We start from the raw sequence: 21,047 nt of genomic DNA on the forward strand, positions 1-21,047 counted from the left end.
ATTTATCTGACTTTTAAAGGCTTGCTTCGGGTCTTTGAGTCATTCATGCTTTTTTTTACTTGTCTTTACAATAAATGGTATTATCCGCGCCATTTCACGCTGTCTTTACGGAAGAGTGTAGGTTTTTTTACACGCGCGGCCGCTTTAGTGGGTTGCCATGACAAGGGAAAAAAAGGAAATGATGAAGAAAACATTGGGTAGCGCTTTGGTTATTGCGGCAGTGCTGTTAACCGGATGCGTATCACGCACCCAGCCAATCGATAATATCAACCAGTCGCTGAGCCAGCATTACAGCGATAGCCAAATGAAAAGCGCCATTATTGAGGCGGGCATCAGTCGCCAGTGGGTAATGACACCTGCCGGACCTGGCGTGATCAATGGCCGCCTGGCACAGCGCGGTCACTCAGCTGACATTCGCGTGACTTACACCCCTCAGAGCTACAGCATTCAATATGTAGGCAGCCAGAACCTGTTGGCCAGTGGTGGTCAGATTCACCGTAATTACAACCGCTGGGTTCACAACCTTGACCAGGATATCCAACTGCGCCTTGCGGCACAGGCTGCAAAATAGTCGCCTCGACCATACGTAGATAAAGTTAATCAGTATACTGCCGACATATGATCAGCTGGGCCGTTGGCCCAACTGATGTTGGCAGAGATTTGCCGGATGACGGGAGTCAGGCAAGGAAGGGATGCCACACAGTGACAATTTCACCGTCCCTATAGCTCATGAAAGAATGCAGGTATGAAACTCGCTTACACGCTTATTGACTGGCACGCTATGGCGCCCGGGCTTGACCTGGTCAGCGACTGGCACCAGTGGGCGCAACAGCCCCCATTGATTGATGCCACGCAACCTCTCGCAAAATCACAATTTCTGCCGATGATGACTGCCCGTCGCCTGAGCAATGGCAGCCGTGCGGCGGTGGAGTGTGGATTGGCGTTGTTGTCCCGTCAGCAGGTCGATGCGGTGGTCTTTACCAGCCGTCATGGAGAGCTGGAGCGTAATCTGCGCATCCTCACGGCGCTGGCACATCAGCAAGCGCTATCGCCTACCGATTTCGCCATGTCGGTTCACAACTCGGCGGTTGGCAGTTTGACCATTGCCGCACGTCAGCCATTGGTTGCGACGTCCGTTGCGGCAGGCATGGACAGTTTCCAGCAAGGGCTGATTGAAGTGGCCGCCTTACATCAGGCGGGTTATCAGCAGGTTTTGCTGGTGGATTTTGACGGGCAGGTCCCGGACTACTATCGCCCCTGGCTGGCGCAGATGCCATTCAATGCACCTTATGCGGTCGCGTTGTTGCTGGGGACGGGCACCATGTGGCGCTGTCAGGCCCAACCTGGACACACTGACCAGGCCGATACTCTGCCACAGAGCCTGCTGTGCCTGCATGGTCTGTTAAGCCAGCAGGTAGCGTTTAGTATTCAGGGTGAACGCCATCGCTGGCAGTGGGAGCGTGAACATGGCTGATAACACATTGTCACTGCAACGTTCAGGCTTCAATTATTACTGGCGGCTGGTGATGACCGCCGTAAGTTTTACCTTGTTCAGTGTGGGAGGCTTACTGCTGTCCCTGATCTGGTTCAATGTGCTACTGCTGGTGCAACGCGACGCGACGCGACGGCGGCAGCTTGCGCGTCGCAGTATCGCGTGCAGTTTCCGCTGTTTTTTACGCTTCTGCCGTTGGGTTGGGGTATACGACTACCGCATTGAAGGGGCGGAGTTACTGCAACAGGATCGTGGCTGCCTGATTGTGGCCAATCACCCCTCACTCATCGACTACGTGATGATTGCCTCGGTGTTACCGGAGATGGATTGCCTGGTCAAAGCCGAGTTGCAGCACAGCTTCTTTTTACGCGGCGTTATTCGTGCTGCCGATTACCTGATCAACAGCGAAGCAGAAACGCTGTTGCCGGATAGTCAGCAACGCCTGGCGCGCGGCGATACCATTCTAATTTTTCCTGAAGGTACCCGCACCCGTTATGGCGAACCCCTGAAACTGCAACGCGGTGCGGCGAATATAGCGGTCCGCGCCGGATGCGATCTGCGCGTGGTTCATATCAGCTGCACCCAGCGTATGCTGGATAAACAAAGTCGCTGGTATCAGATTCCGCCGGTTAAACCCCTTTTTACTGTACGCGTACAATCGCGTATTGATAGCCAGAGCTTTAGCGAAGCCAATGAAGATGCACAGCCGCTGGCAGCGCGTCGCCTGACGCGCCACCTGCAACAGGCACTGGTCCCTGACGAGATAAAGTAAGTTATGCAATCACTGAACAACGAAATAAAACAAATGATTATCGACACGCTGAATCTGGAAGATATCAGCGTTGATGATATTGACACCGATGCCCCCCTGTTCGGCGAGGGATTGGGGCTGGACTCCATCGATGCTCTGGAGCTGGGACTGGCGGTAAAGAATCGTTTTAGCGTTCAGCTCTCCGCTGAAAGTGAAACGTTGCGCGCGCACTTTTTTTCCGTGGCCACGCTGGCTGCGTTTATTGAACAACAGCAAGCCTGAGAGCGGTAAATATGATGAATAAAGACGAGATTTACCAGGAAGTTGCGGCGCTGCTGACCTCATTGTTTGAAATTGATGCTGACGACATTCGTCCGGATGCGCGTCTGTATGAGGACCTCGAACTCGACAGCATTGATGCCGTCGATATGGTGGTGCACCTGCAAAAACGTACTGGTCGCAAGATCAAACCGGAAATTTTCCGCTCGGTGCGTACCGTGCAGGATGTGGTGGATGCCGTTGACCAATTGATGCGTGAAGCCTGAGAACAAAATGCGTGCGGCACTGCGTCTGCTGAATGGCATCGCCCTGCTCGCATGGCCGTTGCTGGTCTGGCTGGCGCTGACGTATCCGCACTGGCGCGCCTTGTTGTTGGTGCTTGCCGTGCTGTTTGTGCTGCGCGGCTGGAGCTTACGTAAGTCTCACGGTGCCCTGGCGCGAGGTGGGTTGCTGCTGGCGCTGGTGGGAAGCCTGCTGTGTCTTGCCAGCCTGGTGCTGCGTCAGCAACATCTGTTGCTGTGGTATCCGGTGGTGGTCAATGCCCTGATGTTGCTGCTGTTTGGCACGTCATTATGGCGAGGCATGCCGCTGGTGGAACGCATCGCCCGGTTACGTGAACCGCAGCTACCGCCTCGTGCTGTGCGCTACACCCGACATGTGACTCAGGTGTGGTGCCTTTTTTTTGTTTTTAACGGCAGCGTGGCGTTAATGACCTGCCTGCGGGCGGATCTCGCGCTATGGACACTCTGGAATGGATGCATCAGTTATCTGCTGATGGGAATGCTGATGGGCGGCGAATGGCTGCTGCGTCAGCGGATGAGGAAACAGGCATGAACGTACAGCCCATCGCCAGCTGGCTCAACGCAGAGGATCGCCTGGTGGCCTGGCAGGGTCAGCAGGAATATCGCTTATCCACGCTGCGCCAACAGGTGATTGCGTTATCTGCACGCATTAAGACGCAGCCGGGACAACATTGGGCGTTGTGCTTCGACAACAGTTATCACTTCACCGTCGCCCTGCTGGCGTTATGGCATCTGGGGAAAACCCCGGTGATCCCGGGTCATTGCCGGGCAGCACAACTGGAAGAGATGGCGGCCAATATTGATGGGGTGATCAGCGATATGCCGCTGACCATTTCGTTGCCGCATCTGCTTTGGGATGGCGCGCAGGCGGAAGGGGAGCTGACTGCGATTGCCGCTGACGCAACCCTGGTGTTGTTTACTTCTGGCTCAACAGGAACGCCACGTCCGGTGGTGAAATCCGTTCGCGCGCTGGACCTTGAAGCGCAATGGCTGGCCACGTTGTGGGGAGAGCGCCTGCAACACAGCCATGTCATTGCCTCCGTCAGCCATCAGCATCTCTATGGCCTGAGTTTCCGAATCGTATTGCCAATGGCACTGGGTTTACCCTTTGCCGCGCAGCAGTTGTTTTACAGTGAACAGCTCGCTGATCAGACCCCTACACGCCGTTATGCGTTTATCAGCAGCCCGGCGTTTTTACGTCGACTGGACGCGTCACTGCATCTGCCGCGCTGTGCGTTAATCGTTTCCGCCGGCGGGGCGTTACCCTGGCCCGATGCACAGCGCACGCAGCAATGGTTGGGTTGTAGCGTCGATGAGATCTATGGCAGCACTGAAACCGGCGTGATTGCCTGGCGTTATCTCAGTGCCGGGCAGACGCCGTGGCAATGTTTCCCGGCAGTAGAACTTTGTCGTCAGGAAAATGCGCACTGGCGTGTGTTCTCCCCGTTGCTGGAAACACCTGCAGGTTGTGCGCTGGACGACCGTATCCTGCCGCAGTCGGAGGGGCGATTTCAACTGGCTGGCCGCCAGGATCGGGTGGTAAAAATCGAAGATAAGCGCGTCTCACTGAGCGAAATCGAACGACGTCTGTTGGATTTGCCGGGTGTGAACGATGCGGCAGCGCTGGCGATCCAGCGTCATGGTCGCCAGGCGATTGGCGTGGTGCTGGCAATCACACAGCTTCCTGAACCTGCTGCGCTGTCACACTGCAAACAGCGTTGGAGACAGGCGCTGCAACCCTGGCTGGAGCCGGTGGCGATGCCTCGCTACTGGCGTGTAGTGACGACCATCCCGGTTACCGCGCAAAGTAAGCGCGCCTGGCCGCAAATTGAGGAGCTTTTTCATGTTGCCGATTGAACTTGATGTGCAGCAACAGGAGACAGCGCTGACGCTGCGATTACGTGTACCTGGCGACCTGCTATGGTTTCAGGGCCATTTTCCGACGCTCCCTATTTTACCCGGTGTGGCGCAACTCGATTGGGTGCTCTATTACGGGCTGACGCGTCTGGTGCCAGGCAAAGCCTTCTCGTCGATTGAGAACATCAAGTTTCAGCAGCCGGTGCCACCGGACGCTGAACTGGAACTCCAGCTCAACTGGCAGGCAGAGAAATCCCTGCTCAGTTTTCAATATCGGTTACTGTCTGACGGCGCCCAACCTATTGCCAGCAGTGGGAAGATTCGCCTGTGCTGAGTGAACCTTTTTCTCCCTGTGTGCTGATCCCTTGCTATAACCACGGCGCGATGCTGGCGTCGGTGTTGCAACGTCTGGCACCGTTTAATTTGCCAATTATCATCGTGGATGATGGCAGCAATGCTCAAACCCGCCAGCTGATTGATGATCTCAACGCGCCCGATCTGCATGTCCATCGGTTGTCAGCCAATCAAGGTAAGGGTGCCGCGGTGATCGCTGGAATGCGCGTTGCCGCAGCCAGAGGATACAGCCATGCATTACAGCTGGATGCGGACGGTCAACATCAGGTGGAAGACACGCCCCGTATGCTGGAGGAGGCACGGCGCTATCCGCACAGCCTGATTTCCGGTCAGCCGCTGTATGATGCCTCGATTCCTAAGTCACGTTTATATGGCCGCTACATCACCCATTTTTGGGTCTGGATAGAGACGCTCTCGTTTTCGTTAAAAGACAGCATGTGTGGCTTCCGCGTCTATCCGCTGGTGCCATCGCTGGCGTTATGCGATCGCCAGCCGATTGGGCAGCGGATGGATTTTGATACAGAAATTATGGTGCGCCTTTACTGGCAGGGTACGCCGAGCCGCTTTCTGTCCACGCGCGTGACCTATCCGGTAACCGGTGTGTCGCATTTTGATGCGTTGCACGACAATCTGCGCATCTCGTGGATGCACACCCGTTTATTCTTCGGCATGCTGCCGCGCATCCCACAGTTGCTCCGTCAGCGGGGCAGTGACCGCCATTGGTCGGCAACCCCGGAACGTCGGGGTCAATGGGGGCTGCGGTTTATGTTGTGGTTGTATCAACATGCCGGGCGGGGACCTTTTGTGCTGCTGCTGTGGCCGGTGGTTGCGGTGTACTGGCTCAGCGGACGCCATGCGCGCGCGGCGTCACAGCAGTGGCTGGCAAAGATTCAGCGCTGTGCGCAACAGCAACATCTCAGGTTGCCTGCACCCCTCAATAGCTACCGCCATTTTCTGCGCTTCGGTTACAGCATGTTGGATAAGGTGGCGAGCTGGCGCGGTGATGTGCAGTGGGGACGTGATATTGATTTCGCACCAGGGGCGGAAGCGGTCATTCGTGCCGCCGATGGCAAAGGGCATCTGATCCTGGCTTCACATCTGGGCGATATCGAAGCGTGCCGCGCCATGGCGAAGCAGGTCAGCGGCCTGGTGATCAACGCATTGGTGTTTACCGATAACGCGCAACGCTTTCGCGAAGTGCTGGAAAGTATCGCGCCGCAGGCAGGGGTTAATCTGATGCCGGTCACCGATATGGGTCCGGATACAGCGATCCTGCTGCAACAAAAACTGGACGCCGGAGAGTGGGTGGCGATTGTTGGCGATCGCACAGCGGTCAATCGCCAGCGTGGCGGTGAGCGACGCGTGATCTGGAGTGAATTTCTCGGCCAGCCAGCACCGTTCCCACAGGGACCGTTTTTACTGGCAGCCGCGCTACGTTGTCCGGTTTTGCTGATGTTTGCCTTGCAGCAGCATGGCAAATTACGGGTGTATTGCGAAAACTTTGCCTCCCCTTTATCTCTGCCCCGTGCCACTCGTCAGCAGGCATTGCAGCAGGCGGTGGATCGCTATGCGCAACGTCTGGAGCATCACGCCTTTCTGGCTCCGCTGGACTGGTTCAATTTTTATGATTTCTGGAGCTTACCGGGAGAGGAGAGTCGCGATGAGTGAGTCGAACCACCGTGCCGAGGTGGAAATTGTGGTTTCGTTTAACGACTGCGACCCAATGGGAGTGGTATGGCACGGCCATTATTTCCGCTTTTTTGAAGCGGCACGCGAGGCGTTGTTGCGCAGCGTGAATTACAGCTACCACGAGATGGCGGCCAGTGGCTACGTCTGGCCGGTGGTAGATACGCGGGTGAAATACCGTCAGCCACTGCGCTGCGAAGAGCGCATTCGGGTCAGCGCGACCATCGTGGAATATGAAAACCGTTTGCGGATTGATTACCACATCCACAATGCCGCCGGACAACTGACCACCAAAGCCCACACCATTCAGGTGGCGGTGGATCAGGCCACGCAGGAAATGTGTTTTGTCTCGCCCGCCATATTGTTTGAACGCCTGGGGGTACAACCGTGAAACGATTTTTGCTGACGTTGCTGTTGTTGTGGAACGTCGCCGCGCATGCGGTGACCCTTGAGCAACTGCAACAACGTTTTGCCAGTCAGCCGGTTATTCGTGCCAACTTCGTTCAGGTACGCACCATCGCCGGAATGGCGCAGCCGTTGGTCTCACGCGGACAGTTGCTGATTGCCCAACAGCAAGGGCTGTGGTGGCAACAGAATACGCCTTTCCCGATGACGCTGATTCTGGATGATAAACGCATGGTGCAAAGCATGAGCGGTCAACCGCCACAGGTGATCACGGCTGAAAGCAACCCACAAATGTTCCAGTTTAATCATCTGCTACGCGCCCTGTTCCAGGCTGATGAAAAAGTGTTGAAAGAGAATTTCACCCTCGATTTTCAGGATAAGGGCAATGAAAACTGGCAACTGGGACTGACGCCGAAAGCGGCACCACTGAATAAAATTTTCAACCGTATCGAGTTGCAGGGGGGCGCGTATCTTAACCGCATCCAGCTGGACGATAAGCAGGGAGATAAAACCGATATCACCCTGAGCGATACCCGGACCGAACCCGGCCATCTGACCGATGAGGAGCGCGCGCGTTTTGCTCCGACACCGTGAAAAAAATCTGGCGCTGGTGTGGTTGACGGTCTGCCTGGCGCTGGCTATCGCATTGGCCTGCCTGTTACCGCGTAGCCAGCTAAACAGCAGCGTGCTGGCGCTGTTGCCGCAGCAGAATCTCGGCCAGGCTCCTGCCGAGATTCAGCAGGCTTTTATGCAACGTCTGGATCGTCAGTTGGTCTGGCTGGTGAGCAGTAACGCCGATGACGGTGATGCCGTGGCGGCCTGGTGGCAGGCGCAGCTCAAGGCTTTACCGGAACTGAAGCAAGTCAGTGGCGCAATGGACGATCTGCAAATGCAGCGCTGGGGTGCCTTCGCCTGGCAGAATCGCAATGGTTTGATTGACGACGCCACGCGTGCGCGGCTGCAAAGCGGCGGGGCAGACCAGGCAGACTGGATTCTGGCGCAACTGTTTTCCGCTTTCGCCGGCGTGAGCAGCCAGGAGTTACAGCACGATCCGCTGCTGCTGGTGCGTGGGGCGCAGCTGGCCTTACAGCAAAATGCCAGCAAAATGGTGCTGCACAATGGCTGGTTGACGGTGAATGACCCACAGCAGCGGCGCTGGTATTTTTTGCACGGCGAGCTGGACAGCAATGCCTTCAGTATCCGGCAAAGTCATCAACTGGTGACGGCACTCAACCAACTGGAGCAGCAACTGAAAACGCGCTGGCCGGATGCCCGGCTGTTGACGCGGGGCACGGTGTTATTTAGCGATGATGCCAGCCAGCGCGCGCAGCATGATGTCGAGACGTTGGGGAGTGCGACGCTGGCGGGATTGTTGCTGCTGATCTGGCTGGTGTTCCGATCGCTGCGACCACTCGCGTTGTGCGCATTGTCGGTGGCGATTGGCGCGATGGCGGGGACGGTAGCGACCTTGCTCTGTTTTGGCGAGTTGCATCTCACCACGCTGGTGATGAGCCTGAGTATTGTTGGCATTTCAGCGGATTACACCCTGTACTACCTGACCGAGCGCATGGTGCACGGCAACGAGGCATCGCCCTGGCAAAGTTTGCAGAAGGTGCGCGCCACCCTGCTGCTGGCGCTGGCCACCACGGCTATCGCCTGGCTGCTGATGCTGCTGGCACCCTTTCCCGGTCTGCGCCAGTTGGCGGTATTCGCCGCCAGTGGCCTGAGTGCTTCCTGCCTGACGGTGATCTGCTTCTACCCCTGGCTGGTGCGGGGGCTGCCGGTGCGCCCGATCCCCGGCATGGTGTGGCTGGCCCGCTGGCTCGCTGCCTGGCGACGCCAGCGGGTGCTGATGTGGGGATTACCGGCACTGGTCGCCATGTATGCGCTGCTCGGTATCCTGCAACTGCGGGTGGATGATGATATTGCCCATCTGCAAAGCGCACCGCAGCAGCTACTGGCCCAGGATCGGCAACTGGCGCAGCTTACCGGGCAGCAGGCCGATCAAACCTGGTTTGTGGTGTGGGGGGATAACCCGCAGCAAACGCTGCAACGGGTGAGCGAGCTGGCTCCTGCGTTACAGCAGGCCCGGCAGCACCGATGGCTGGAAGGGTATCGTATCCTGCCACTTAACTCGCTGGCACGACAGCAGCAGGATTTGACCTTGCTGGCACAAGCAGCCCCCACCATTACGGCACGGCTGAAGCAAGCGGGCGTGACGCTGGCAGAAGCCGATCTGCACGCCATGCCAGTGACGCCGGAAAACTGGCTGGCAAGTCCGTTGAGTGAAGGCTGGCGTTTATTGTGGCTGTCGCTGCCGGATGGACGCAGCAGCGTGTTGGTGCCGGTGAATGGTGTGCGTGACAGTGCGGCGCTGGCACAACTGGCGGCGCAACAACCTGGTGTCAGCTGGGTTGATCGCAAAGCCAGCTATGACCAGCTGTTTGGTTTCTGGCGCACATTATTGAGCGGGCTGTTGGCGTTAGCGTTGCTATTGATCACCCTGAGTTATGTGATACGGCTGGGGTTGAAAGCTGGCTTGCGTAGCGCGTTACCTTCCTGGCTTTCGCTAGCGGCGGCACTGGCGACGCTTGGCTGGATTGGGGCCAGTCTCAATCTTTTTGCCTTGCTGGCTCTGATCCTGGTGCTGGGTATCGGCATCAATTACACGCTGTTCTTCAGTAACCCGCGCGGCACACCGCTGACTTCAATGCTGGCAGTGACGCTGGCAATGATGACGACGTTGCTGACGCTGGGCATGTTGGTGTTCAGCAGCACCAGCGCCATCAGTAGCTTTGGTGTGGTGCTGTGCAGTGGCATCTTCTGCGCATTCTTACTGGCGCCACTGGCGCTGGCCCCCCGGAAAAGGAAGCAATCATGAACAAGGGCCTGATTTTTCTGCTGATCGCACTGTTGCTGGGTGGCTGTGCCCGTCAGACAGAGCCCACTCATCGGCCAACGGCGTGGCTCAAACCGGGGGTACGCGTCACGCTACCGGCTCCGGGGATTACACCGGCTTTCGAACAGCAGCAGCTGTTAACCGGTCACGTTAAAGGGAAAACGCAATCGTTGCTGGTGCTGTTGGCGGCGGATGAGCAACATATCAGCCTTGCCGGGTTATCGTCGCTCGGCATTCGTCTGTTCCGCGTCACGTATGATGCGACCGGCATTCATACCCAACAGATGATGGCGCTGCCGGAGATGCCGCCCGCCAGCCAGGTGTTGGCAGATATTATGCTGAGCCACTGGCCGATCAGCGCCTGGCAGCCACAATTACCTCAAGGCTGGCAGTTGCAGGATATTGGCGATCGTCGCGAGCTGCGTGATCCATCCGGTACGGTGGTGACGTTGATCCGTTATATGCAACGTGGCACGCAACGTGAGCCGATCAGCATTGATCAGCGCGCTTTTGGTTATCAAATTCAGATTCAACACCTGGACGCATCATGATTTACATCTCGGCTTACGGCATGGTTAATGCACTTGGCAACAGCCTCGAGCAGATCGCTGCCCAATTGCAACAGGGCGAAGCACCGGGGATGCAGCCGCGCGAGAGCTGGTTGCTGGCGGGGAAACGCTGTTGGGTTGGCGAAGTTCTGGGCGAGCTTCCTACCATCCCCACCGAACTGGCCGCGCATAACACCCGTAACAACCAACTGCTGCTGGCTGCGCTGGCGCAGATTCGCCCGGCGGTCGAGGCGGCGGTAGCGCAGTACGGTCGCGATCGTGTGGCAGTGATCCTTGGCACCAGCACCTCGGGGGTTGATGAGGGGGATCGTCAGGTTAGTGCCGGCTTAAGCGGCTATGACTACCGGATGCAGGAGTTGGGCGATCCTTCACGCTTCCTGACGCATTATCTGCAACTGGATGGCCCGGCTTATACCCTCTCCACGGCCTGTTCTTCCAGCGCGCGCGCCATTATTAGCGGCGAGCGCCTGATTGCGGCAGGCCTGGCGGATGTGGCGTTGGTGGGCGGGGCGGATTCGCTCAGCCGGATGCCGATCAACGGCTTTGCCAGTCTGGAATCACTTTCTGAACACCATTGTGCGCCCTTCAGCCGCGATCGTGACGGGATCTCGATTGGTGAAGCGGCGGCGTTGTTGTTGTTAACGCGCGAGCCTCAGCCCCTGGCGCTGCTGGGTGTTGGCGAGTCGTCGGATGCCTGGCATATGTCGGCACCGCACCCGGAAGGTGTGGGAGCAGAACGAGCAATGACAATGGCGTTGCAGCAGGCAGGTTTAGCACCAGAGCAGGTTGGTTATATCAATTTGCACGGCACCGCGACGCCGTTGAACGATCAGGTGGAAGCCGCCGTGGTGCAGCGGCTGTTTGGTGATCGCGTACCCTGTAGCTCCACCAAACACCTCACGGGACATACGTTAGGCGCAGCAGGTGCCACCGAAGCCGCGTTGTCGTTGCTGTTGCTGGAGCAACATTTACCGCTGCCTCCACAGGATTTTTCTCGCGCGGAACGCGACACCACCTTAGCGGATTGTGGCCTGATTACCGCACCAGTGCCGCTGGGGCGTCCGGTTATCGCGTCTAATTCATTTGCTTTTGGCGGGAACAATACCTGCCTGATTACAGGACGCGTCGATGGTTGATTTTCTGCCGGTAAGTGAATATTTACCGCACCGTGCGCCGATGTTGCTGCTGGATCGTGTTATCGCAGTCAGTGCTGACCATGTCATCTGCGCAGTGACCATTGACGGGCAGGGCGTACTGGCACCGTTTCTGACGCCGCAAGGGGAGCTGCCCGCCTGGTTCGGTGTGGAGATCATGGCGCAGACCGTGGGCGTCTGGTCGGGTTTTCATGCCCGGCAGCAGGGGGAAACTCAGATCCGCCCCGGCATGTTGCTCGGCGGGCGGGGGTATCGCCCGATAGCAGCCACTTTTCCAGCCGGAGCGCATTTGCAGGTGGAGATGCATTTGCTGATGCGTGATGACCGGCTTGGCAGTTTTGAAGGGAAAATAAGTCATCAGTCTGAGTGTCTGGCGACTGGCCGCCTTAACACTTATCAACCCGATGACGATGAATTACAACGACTATTACAAGGACATCAGCCATGACACGTAGCGTTTTAGTAACCGGCGCAAGTAAAGGAATCGGGCGTGCCATTGCCCTGCGGCTGGCGCAGGATGGTTTCTATGTGACGGTGCATTATCACCGTGACGCCGCTGGCGCAACGCAAACGCTGGAGCAGATTATCGCGGCGGGCGGTAGCGGTCGCACCATACAATTTGATGTCGGGCAGCGGGAGGCAACGCGCGCAGCGCTGGAGCAGGATATCGTCCGCTTTGGTGCCTGGTATGGCGTGGTAAGCAATGCCGGTATTACCCGTGATGCGGCTTTCCCGGCATTGAGCGATGAAGAATGGGACAGCGTGATCCACACCAATCTCGATAGTTTTTATAACGTGATTCAGCCTTGTGTGATGCCGATGATCGGCCTGCGCCAGGGGGGGCGGATTGTCACCTTATCGTCAGTCTCGGGCATCATGGGCAATCGCGGGCAGGTGAACTACAGCGCTGCCAAAGCTGGCATTATCGGTGCCAGCAAGGCGCTGGCCATTGAACTGGCTAAACGTAAAATTACCGTCAACTGTATCGCGCCGGGATTGATTGATACCGGTATGACCGATTTGGAACCGCAGGTCATCGACGAAGCACTGAAGCTGATCCCGATGAAACGTATGGGGGGAGCTGAGGAGGTGGCAGGCCTGGCCAGCTATCTGATGTCGGATATCGCGGGTTATGTCACGCGTCAGGTGATTTCAATCAATGGGGGTATGCTGTGATGCAACGTGTGGTAGTCACCGGAATGGGCGGTGTCACGGCGTTTGGAGAAAGTTGGTCTGCGGTAGCTGAGCGCCTGAAACAGGGTAAAAACGCGGTGCGTAACATGCCGGAATGGCAGATCTACGATGGTCTGCATACGCAACTGGGCGCGCCGGTGGACGATTTTACGCTCCCGGATCACTACACCCGCAAACGCATTCGTGCCATGGGGCGGGTGTCGCTGCTGGCGACCCGCGCCACGGAACTGGCGCTGGAGCAGGCGGGGTTAATTGATCATCCGGTATTGACCAGCGGGGAAACCGGTATCGCCTACGGCTCCTCGACCGGCAGTACCGGGCCGGTGAGTGAGTTCGCCACCATGCTGACCGAAAAACACACCAACAATATCACCGGTACCACTTACGTGCAGATGATGCCGCACACTACGGCGGTGAACGCCGGGTTGTTTTTTGGCTTGCGTGGTCGTGTCATCCCGACATCCAGCGCCTGTACCTCGGGCAGCCAGGCCATCGGCTATGCCTGGGAAGCCATTCGTCACGGCTATCAGACGGTGATGGTTGCCGGAGGAGCCGAAGAACTCTGCCCTTCGGAAGCGGCGGTGTTTGACACCTTATTTGCCACCAGCCAGCAAAACGCGGCGCCTGGACTGACGCCAGCCCCGTTCGATCAGCAGCGCGATGGGCTGGTGATTGGTGAAGGGGCCGGCACCCTGATTCTTGAGTCGCTGGAGCATGCGCAGGCGCGTGGGGCGACGATCTATGCCGAACTGGTCGGGTTTTATACCAATTGCGATGCGGCGCATATCACACAGCCGCAGCGGGAAACCATGCAAATTTGCATCGAGCGTGCCTTGCAAATGGCGGGAGTGACCCCGGAGCAAATTGGCTACATTAATGCCCACGGCACCGCTACCGATCGCGGTGATATTGCCGAAAGTCAGGCCACCGCTGCGGTGTTTGGCGAAAATACGCCGATTTCCTCCCTGAAAAGCTACTTCGGCCATACGCTGGGGGCATGTGGGGCACTGGAAGCCTGGATGAGTATTGAGATGATGCGTGAAGGCTGGTTTGTGCCGACGCTGAACCTGACACAGCCCGCCGCGGAATGCGGAAAGCTGGATTACATCATGGGCGAAGTACGTCAGCTCGAAACGGATTATATCCAGTCAAATAACTTTGCTTTTGGCGGCATTAATACGTCTCTGGTGTTCCGCCGTTGGCAAGGGATGTAACGCCACCATTCCCGTAGCCGTGCGATTTATCGCGCGTTATTTGTCTGTAGCATTAAAGTCAAAGGCGCGCGATAAATCGCGCCGCTACGTCTCAACATCAATTTTCTGTCATGCCCCGTCAGGAATTCGTTAAGAAAATGCCTGGATTTTTCTTGCATTCGGCGCAGTCCTCAGCATAATCGCAAACCGCAATAAAAATGATTATCAATTAAGTTTGTATCAGGGGATATCCATGCGCACTACGCCTTTCAATCCCGGACTGAAACCGACACTGCTGGCTGTAATGGTCAGTGCCGGTTGTTTGCCAGTGATGGCTGCTACCACCAACACCACCGCAGATGCGGCAAAAAAAGAACAGCAGACACTGACGGTGACAGCGACACCGCAGACTGATTTCAAACCTGGCGGTAACGATCTGGTTCCCGCTTACCTGGATGGACAGGTGGCGCACGGTGGCCGTCTCGGCATGCTGGGCGAACAAAATGCCATGGATGTGCCGTTCAACGTGATCGGTTTTACTTCCAAAGCGATTCAGGATCAGCAGGCAAAAACCATTGCCGATGTGATTCGTAACGATGCCACCGTGCAGAACGTGAAGGGCTACGGCAACTTTGCTGAAAGCTATCGTATTCGTGGTTTTCGCCTGGATGGGGATGCCATGACTTACGGTGGTCTGGCAGGCATCGTGCCGCGTCAGGTGATGGATGCCTCACTGATTGACCGGGTGGAAATTTTCAAAGGGGCTAACGCGCTGCTGAACGGATCTGCCGAGACGGGTGTCGGTGGCATGATCAACCTGGAACCAAAACATGCTGAAGACACACCACTGACGCGCGTGGGTGTGGATTACACCTCAGATTCGCAATTAGGCACCACCGCAGATATTGGCCGTCGTTTTGGTGATAATAACCAGTTCGGTGTGCGCCTGAATGCTGTTCACCGTGAAGGTGAAACCGGTGTTGACGGTGAAAAGAAACGCACCACCGCTGCTTCATTGGGTCTTGATTACCGTGGCGATCGTCTGCGTACCTCGCTGGATGTGGGGTATCAGAAGAAAACCTTCCATGATGCCCGCAACGGTATCAATATTGGCGGTATCGACTTTATTCCAGACGTACCTTCTAATAGCACCAACTACAGCCAGAACTGGATATTCAGTGATATCGAATCTGAATTCGGCCTGGCAAAAGCTGAATACGATCTCAATGATCAATGGACTGTCTATAGTGCGCTGGGTGCGCAGCACACCCACGAAATTGGTAACTACGGCACGCCGAAAGTGTTGGATCGCGCTGGCAACGCCACTATCGGCCGTTTCGATACTAACCGTATTCAGGACACCATGAGTGGCAGCGTGGGCATCCGTGGTGATTTCACCACCGGTTTTGTGACGCACAAAGTCAACATCGGTTACTCGGCAATGACCTCGAATGCGAAAAATACCTATCGCATGTCTTCGGGTAACGATGCGGATATCAACATCTATAATCCGCACGATGTGGCGGAACCGGATACCGTCTTCGCTGGGGGCACCAAATTCAGCGATCCGCTAACGACTTATCGTTCACGTTCGCAGGGGTATCTGCTGAGTGATACGCTGGGCTTCTTTGATGATTCGTTGCTGCTGACTTTAGGTGCACGTCATCAGAAAGTGGTGGTGCGTAACTACGGTTATGATGGTGTGGAAGATACCGGAACACGCTTTGACAGCAGCCGCTGGTTACCGGCATATGGCTTACTGTACAAAGCGACCAGCAATATCTCGCTGTATGCCAACCATACTGAATCACTCACGCCGGGCACGGCTGCGCCGTTCACTGCCTCTAACTACGGCAGCGTGACGGGTATTGTGCATGCCAAACAGAACGAAGTTGGAGTGAAAGCAGACTACGGGCGTATTGGTGGCACGCTGGCGCTGTTCGAAATCAAGCAACCGGTCGGTGTGCTGAACGACGGCGTCTACAAACTGAATGGCGAACAGCGCAACCGTGGTGTGGAACTGAACGTATTTGGTGAACCGCTCCTGGGTCTGCGTCTGAACGGCAGTGCAACCTGGATCGATCCGGATATGACCAAAACCGGTGACAGCAACGAAAATGGTAAAAACGCGATTGGCGTACCCCGTTTCACTGCGGCACTGGGCGCTGAATATGATATCAAACCAGTTGATGGCCTGACGGCAACCGCTCTGCTGAACTATACCGGTTCACAGTATGCTGACCTCGCCAATACCATGAAAATGGACGATTACACCACGTTGGATCTGGGGCTGCGCTACCGGATGAAGGTCAACCAAAACGACATGGTATGGCGTGTTGGAGTGGATAATGTCACCAACGAGAAATATTGGGCGAACGTCGATGACAGTGGCACTTACCTGACGCAAGGGGAGCCACGTACCGTCAAAGTCTCACTCACCTACGATTTCTAATCCCATCAGCGGGGCGCGATTGCGCCCCGTTTTCATTTTGCTGGCTTTCTATTACACTCGGAACGGTAATCCAGTCGGTCGATCCCTTTATTTTTTGCTGAGTTAACATGAGTTCACCTGCGCCACCTGACGATCATGACGAACCCCTGCGGCAGCCGCTGGACGATGCGCAGTTTGCCATTGTGGTACTTGCAGTGACCTCGGTTACCCTTATAATCTTTGTCCTGATGATGACGTTATGGATGAGCTAAGGCTTGTTGCAACGGGTATCGGAAGCCTGTAAGGAGATGTCGATGGAATCCCGAGATGACAAACTGATCGCCATAATAGGCCTGCTTTCTGCCTGTCTGATTGGTGTGGTGTTCCTGTTTACCATGACCTGGCTCACCGATGTGCGCCATCCCGCCGATCAATCCCTTGATGTACAAACCTGCGGTCCCAAACATCCCAACTCGCAACAATCTTAACTTTGCTGACGTTTTTGCCACTTAATTTGCTGACTGCGCAACTCCAGCGCTAAACCCTCATGCAACGTGCGATTGCCGTTGGGATCACCCAAACCAAATAACGCACCGGGCGAACGCCGGTCATCGGCCCACGCCGGATACTCCACCACCGGATAAAGCGAAATCCCTTCCAGCGCCACCCCTTCATCCAGCGCCAGCATTGCCTCTTCACTCACCTGATGGAACCAGGACGCACGGGCATCGCCTTCGGCACCGGTCTCGGCCAGCAGCATCGGGCGCTGATAACGCTGCCAGCATTGCCACAGCAGACGATGTAAGGGCAATCGTGCAGGGTGATCTACCGGCAATGGTTCACCGGGGAAAAACCAGTGATTATCCGGGTAGTAATTCAGTCCAAGGATATCGAGGAAATCTTCGCTGCCGCCCAGTTCCGGGGCGTCGCGTCCGGCCAGCCAATCCCAGGCTTCAAATTGCGCCTGATGTTGCGCGTCGGCATAGGGTTTGCTGTCGGGATTCGCGGGGTCGGTGGCAACCTGTACCAGTGGATCGGTCAGCACAAAACGCGCCTGCGGATAGATCTCGCGAATGGCATGCATCGCTGCCAGCGATGCGCGTACCAGCTGACGCTTCAGCTCTTTGCCGCGCTGACTGGAATAGGGATCGAGCCAGGCGACATCGGCGCCAGCCCACGACCAGAAGGAGATTTGATTGATCGGCGTAAAAAACGGTTGCTGCACCCCTTCATCACGCATCAACTGCGCCATCGCGCGGGCGAAGCGTTCAAAATGCTGGACAAAGGCGGCACTCCAAATGTCGAGATGGTCGGGATAGCCAAAATGCGCCAGTTCCCAGATGATTTGCAGATCATGGCGCGCCGCCGCGTGCACCATTGGCAGAAAAGAGTGCCAGTCATATTCGCCTGGCGTGGACTCAATCAGATACCAGCGTGCGCCATCGCGCGCGGTGCGCAACCCTTCCTGCGCCAGCGCGGCATAATCCTTCTCCAGCAGCATGTCATGACCGCTACTGATCACCATATCCAGTCGCCGCCCTCCGGCACGACGGGAAGTCGAACAGGGAAAACTACCCTGAAAAAAACTGCGAAACAGCCGGGGCTGATAGCGCGGGGATGGGGGATCAAGGGGGTGTTGCGCCATTTTTCCTCTCCTCACGGGGAACGCCGAATGCAGATCGTCCCGCTAAGTCTAGACTAAATTAAGCGCAGGCCAGCCGCTGCAACCGGAAGCCTCTGATTGCGATGCGCGGTGCTGCCACCAACAATAAGAAGATTATGTGTTGCAGGGAACCTGTATGAGCGAAGCCGTACCACGCCATTTTGAGGAACATCAGCGAAACTGGCTTAACGAAATTGTGGATGCACGCTGCGCGCGCCATCCGGGGATGAGTGGCGTCCATCCTCTCAATGATGGGCTGGATGCGTTTGCTGCACGTTATCTGTTGATGGGCATGGCCCGAAACACCATCGATGTGCAGTACTACATCTGGCAAAACGACATGTCAGGCCGCCTGCTGTTCAGCGCGCTGCTCGATGCAGCGGAGCGCGGCGTTAAGGTGCGGCTGCTGTTGGATGACAACAACACGCCCGGCCTCGATGAAACCCTTGCCGAACTGGACCGCCATCCCAATATCGCGGTGCGATTGTTTAATCCTTTCTCGTTTCGCACCTTGCGTATGCTGGGCTATCTGACCGATTTCGCCCGCCTCAATCGCCGTATGCATAATAAAAGCCTGACGGTGGACGGTGCCGTCACCCTGGTGGGGGGACGAAATATTGGCGATGAATATTTTGGCACCGGTGATGAGCCGTTGTTCACCGATCTCGACGTGATGGTCATCGGCCCGGTGGTACCGGAAGTCGCGCAGGATTTTGAGCGCTACTGGCGCAGCAAAGCCGTTTTGCCATTACGCAGCGTGGTGGAGGTGCGCGGCGAACACCAGGCCGTACGACTGCCGGAAGCCTGGCAAGATAGTGAGGCGGTACAGCGTTATCTGGCGCGGCTGGATCACTCCCCATTTGTTGGTCAGATGGCAGAGGGGACGCTGAGTATGACCTGGGCTGCGACGCGCTTGTTAAGCGATGACCCGCGCAAAGGGCTGGGCAAAGCGAAGCGTTCCTCTTTGCTGCCACAGCGAATGCTGGAGGTGATTGGAACGCCACAACAGCAGTTCGACATTATCTCGGCCTACTTTGTCCCGACGCGAGCTGGTGTGGCACAGCTGCTGGCGTTGAAACGGCGTGGGGTCAAAATCGCGGTTCTGACTAATTCACTGGCCGCTAATGACGTCAGCGTGGTGCACGCGGGTTATGCGCGCTGGCGCAAAAAGTTGCTCCGTCACGGCATCGCGTTATACGAACTGAAACCACAGGCCAATGCCAGCGACGCGCCCCACGATCGCGGGCTAACCGGGAACTCCGGTTCCAGCCTGCATGCCAAAACCTTTACCGTGGATAATCGTAAAGTGTTTATTGGATCGTTTAATTTCGATCCTCGTTCAGCGGTGCTTAACACCGAAATGGGACTGGTGATTGAGAGCGACACCCTGGCGCAGCGTACCCATCAACGCTTTATTCAGGGGATGCGGGACCGTGCCTGGATGTTACGGCTTGATGGATGGGGCCGGGTGAATTGGGTGGAATATCCGGGTGAGGCCGGTGAGGTGGTGCATATTCACGAGCCGCAATGTACCTGGTTTCAGCGGCTGATGGTGCGACTGGTGTGGCATTTGCCGATTGAATGGTTGTTGTGAAAGCAGCGGGCCAGCTTAGCTGGCCCGTGGGTTATGCACGCTGTGGTTTGCCGGAGAACAGAAAGCGCAGCAGTGGAATACGCAGATGGATTTCATACAGGGTAAATGACACGCCAAACACCATCAGCAGGCCGAGGAAAAAACCCAGCGTGTTATTGCTGATCAGTGGGGTGATAAAAATGCCGTACAGCAGGGTGAGCGGATGGTGCACCAGATAAATAAACAGCGAGGCATTCACCAGATACATGATGCGGGGCGAATGGCTGTTCAGCAGTTTATGTCCGAAGCAGAAACAGACGTTCAGCATGCACAGGCCCATCAGGGTTGAAATCACGTTGTCGATTTCATACAGCCAGCCATCGCCGCTGCTGAAGCGTTGATTGAGGCTGTAAGCGACAAACACCGCAATGGCACCAAAACACATCACCGGATTAAAACGCACAAACAACGCCTTCAGTGGCGGATGTTTCCAGCTCAATGCTCCCAACATAAAGAAGGGCAGGAAGAACAGGCTTTGCATCACGGCGGTGCTGAACAGGCCATCCATTAACCATGCGGGCTGGAAATAAAAGATTGCGCGGCGGAAGACGCACCACGCCAGCGACCATGCCAGTAACGCCAGCGTCAGTTTGCCCCAGCCCACACGGGTGTAATCAATCTGTCGATGCTGGGAGCGCAGCCAGCGGAAGGTGATCATGCCGAGGCTGGTGAGAATGACCAGCACCACCAAAAACCACAGGTGAGAAATCAGATCCCACACCACCGCATTGTACTTTTGATACAGGGAGAAACTGTCCCAATCTCCGACTTTATCTGTCAGATTTTTTAGCAGAAAAAACTGCGGCAGGGTGATCAACGGCACGGCGGTTAGCAGCGGGATACCCACGCGCTCCAGACGCACCTTCAACCAACGTTGTGGCTTATAGCGCAGATATAGCATGTAGGAAAAATAGCCGGAAATGACGAAAAACACCTGCATGCGAAAAGCGTGAATGAAGTCATTAAACACCGTCAGCCACATCGAGGCATCCTGGCTATTTACTGCCCATTTTTGTGTCGAGTAAATCAGGGAGACGTGAAAGGGTACGCCCAATAGCATTAAATAAGCTCGAATCGAATCGAGAAAATATTCGCGTTCGGATTTTGCTGCAGTCATAAGCATCCAATAGTTTTGTGTCCTGGCCGGTTTCGCCCTGAAACCGGATTATGCCGGACGAAAATTCT

Annotated in this window: 23 protein-coding genes; 21 read left to right on the forward strand and 2 right to left on the reverse strand. The window is 56.3% G+C overall.

The features are described from left to right. Window positions 1–178: 178 nt before the first annotated feature. From AC6I8T_RS07585 to AC6I8T_RS07680, 20 genes are all read left to right on the forward strand, one after another. Window positions 179–571 (forward strand): hypothetical protein, encoded by a 393-nt coding sequence (locus AC6I8T_RS07585; protein WP_152521917.1) that lies wholly within the window; start codon window positions 179–181, stop codon window positions 569–571. 174 nt (window positions 572–745) lie between these two features. Beyond that, entirely contained in the window at window positions 746–1,474 is a 729-nt protein-coding gene (locus tag AC6I8T_RS07590) for a beta-ketoacyl synthase chain length factor (protein WP_036627713.1), read from the forward strand. Continuing rightward, entirely contained in the window at window positions 1,467–2,264 is a 798-nt protein-coding gene (locus AC6I8T_RS07595) for a lysophospholipid acyltransferase family protein (protein ID WP_021186062.1), read from the forward strand. Before AC6I8T_RS07590 ends, AC6I8T_RS07595 begins: the two co-directional genes overlap by 8 nt. Window positions 2,265–2,267: 3 nt before the next feature. Next, window positions 2,268–2,525 (forward strand): phosphopantetheine-binding protein, encoded by a 258-nt coding sequence (locus tag AC6I8T_RS07600; RefSeq protein WP_021186061.1) that lies wholly within the window; start codon window positions 2,268–2,270, stop codon window positions 2,523–2,525. Window positions 2,526–2,536: 11 nt separating this feature from the next. After that, on the forward strand, window positions 2,537–2,788 hold the full coding sequence (locus AC6I8T_RS07605; RefSeq protein WP_021186060.1) for an acyl carrier protein: 252 nt from the start codon (window positions 2,537–2,539) through the stop codon (window positions 2,786–2,788). Window positions 2,789–2,795: 7 nt separating this feature from the next. Beyond that, window positions 2,796–3,356, forward strand: a complete 561-nt coding sequence (locus AC6I8T_RS07610) for a COG4648 family protein (RefSeq protein WP_497833681.1) — start codon at window positions 2,796–2,798, stop codon at window positions 3,354–3,356. Next, on the forward strand, window positions 3,353–4,681 hold the full coding sequence (locus tag AC6I8T_RS07615) for an AMP-binding protein (protein WP_208725219.1): 1,329 nt from the start codon (window positions 3,353–3,355) through the stop codon (window positions 4,679–4,681). The genes AC6I8T_RS07610 and AC6I8T_RS07615 overlap by 4 nt, the downstream gene beginning before the upstream one ends. Further along, on the forward strand, window positions 4,668–5,015 hold the full coding sequence (locus AC6I8T_RS07620) for a 3-hydroxyacyl-ACP dehydratase FabZ family protein (protein ID WP_208725220.1): 348 nt from the start codon (window positions 4,668–4,670) through the stop codon (window positions 5,013–5,015). The genes AC6I8T_RS07615 and AC6I8T_RS07620 overlap by 14 nt, the downstream gene beginning before the upstream one ends. Then, entirely contained in the window at window positions 5,009–6,703 is a 1,695-nt protein-coding gene (locus AC6I8T_RS07625; RefSeq protein ID WP_208725221.1) for a glycosyltransferase family 2 protein, read from the forward strand. The genes AC6I8T_RS07620 and AC6I8T_RS07625 overlap by 7 nt, the downstream gene beginning before the upstream one ends. Next, window positions 6,696–7,112: an acyl-CoA thioesterase gene (locus AC6I8T_RS07630; protein ID WP_208725222.1), complete on the forward strand. Its 417-nt coding sequence runs from the start codon at window positions 6,696–6,698 to the stop codon at window positions 7,110–7,112. Before AC6I8T_RS07625 ends, AC6I8T_RS07630 begins: the two co-directional genes overlap by 8 nt. Beyond that, a complete protein-coding gene (locus tag AC6I8T_RS07635) occupies window positions 7,109–7,720 on the forward strand; it encodes an outer membrane lipoprotein carrier protein LolA (protein ID WP_208725223.1) in 612 nt (203 codons plus the stop codon). Before AC6I8T_RS07630 ends, AC6I8T_RS07635 begins: the two co-directional genes overlap by 4 nt. Further along, window positions 7,686–10,007, forward strand: a complete 2,322-nt coding sequence (locus AC6I8T_RS07640) for an MMPL family transporter (protein WP_208725224.1) — start codon at window positions 7,686–7,688, stop codon at window positions 10,005–10,007. Before AC6I8T_RS07635 ends, AC6I8T_RS07640 begins: the two co-directional genes overlap by 35 nt. Beyond that, window positions 10,004–10,576, forward strand: coding sequence for a DUF3261 domain-containing protein (locus AC6I8T_RS07645; protein ID WP_415175119.1), 573 nt, complete (start codon window positions 10,004–10,006; stop codon window positions 10,574–10,576). Before AC6I8T_RS07640 ends, AC6I8T_RS07645 begins: the two co-directional genes overlap by 4 nt. Beyond that, window positions 10,573–11,730, forward strand: coding sequence for a beta-ketoacyl-[acyl-carrier-protein] synthase family protein (locus AC6I8T_RS07650; protein ID WP_497833682.1), 1,158 nt, complete (start codon window positions 10,573–10,575; stop codon window positions 11,728–11,730). The genes AC6I8T_RS07645 and AC6I8T_RS07650 overlap by 4 nt, the downstream gene beginning before the upstream one ends. After that, the gene (locus tag AC6I8T_RS07655; RefSeq protein WP_021186050.1) at window positions 11,723–12,196 is read left to right on the forward strand and encodes a hotdog family protein; all 474 of its coding nucleotides are present in this window, start codon (window positions 11,723–11,725) and stop codon (window positions 12,194–12,196) included. Before AC6I8T_RS07650 ends, AC6I8T_RS07655 begins: the two co-directional genes overlap by 8 nt. Further along, a complete protein-coding gene (locus AC6I8T_RS07660; RefSeq protein WP_497833683.1) occupies window positions 12,193–12,924 on the forward strand; it encodes a 3-ketoacyl-ACP reductase FabG2 in 732 nt (243 codons plus the stop codon). Before AC6I8T_RS07655 ends, AC6I8T_RS07660 begins: the two co-directional genes overlap by 4 nt. Then, the gene (locus tag AC6I8T_RS07665) at window positions 12,924–14,156 is read left to right on the forward strand and encodes a beta-ketoacyl-ACP synthase (protein WP_021186048.1); all 1,233 of its coding nucleotides are present in this window, start codon (window positions 12,924–12,926) and stop codon (window positions 14,154–14,156) included. The genes AC6I8T_RS07660 and AC6I8T_RS07665 overlap by 1 nt, the downstream gene beginning before the upstream one ends. Window positions 14,157–14,388: 232 nt before the next feature. Next, window positions 14,389–16,587 (forward strand): TonB-dependent receptor, encoded by a 2,199-nt coding sequence (locus tag AC6I8T_RS07670; RefSeq protein ID WP_208725228.1) that lies wholly within the window; start codon window positions 14,389–14,391, stop codon window positions 16,585–16,587. Window positions 16,588–16,694: 107 nt separating this feature from the next. Further along, window positions 16,695–16,838, forward strand: coding sequence for a hypothetical protein (locus AC6I8T_RS07675; RefSeq protein WP_013508612.1), 144 nt, complete (start codon window positions 16,695–16,697; stop codon window positions 16,836–16,838). A 42-nt stretch (window positions 16,839–16,880) separates the two neighbouring features. Next, window positions 16,881–17,054, forward strand: coding sequence for a hypothetical protein (locus tag AC6I8T_RS07680; RefSeq protein WP_013508613.1), 174 nt, complete (start codon window positions 16,881–16,883; stop codon window positions 17,052–17,054). On the opposite strand, the gene AC6I8T_RS07685 is transcribed toward AC6I8T_RS07680, so the two are convergent. After that, window positions 17,051–18,211, reverse strand: a complete 1,161-nt coding sequence (locus AC6I8T_RS07685) for a hypothetical protein (RefSeq protein ID WP_036627705.1) — start codon at window positions 18,209–18,211, stop codon at window positions 17,051–17,053. The two genes, AC6I8T_RS07680 and AC6I8T_RS07685, sit on opposite strands and share 4 nt — an antisense overlap. A 154-nt stretch (window positions 18,212–18,365) precedes the next feature. On the opposite strand from AC6I8T_RS07685, the gene AC6I8T_RS07690 reads away from it, so the two are divergent. After that, window positions 18,366–19,823, forward strand: coding sequence for a phospholipase D family protein (locus AC6I8T_RS07690; protein ID WP_302474907.1), 1,458 nt, complete (start codon window positions 18,366–18,368; stop codon window positions 19,821–19,823). A 31-nt stretch (window positions 19,824–19,854) separates the two neighbouring features. Here AC6I8T_RS07690 and mdoC read toward each other — a convergent pair whose 3' ends face one another. Then, complete coding sequence (gene mdoC / locus AC6I8T_RS07695; RefSeq protein WP_036627695.1) at window positions 19,855–20,979, reverse strand: glucans biosynthesis protein MdoC; 1,125 nt, start codon at window positions 20,977–20,979, stop codon at window positions 19,855–19,857. Window positions 20,980–21,047 lie beyond the last annotated feature (68 nt).

The organism is Pantoea sp. X-Soil-OKNW-556 (genome assembly GCF_059730695.1).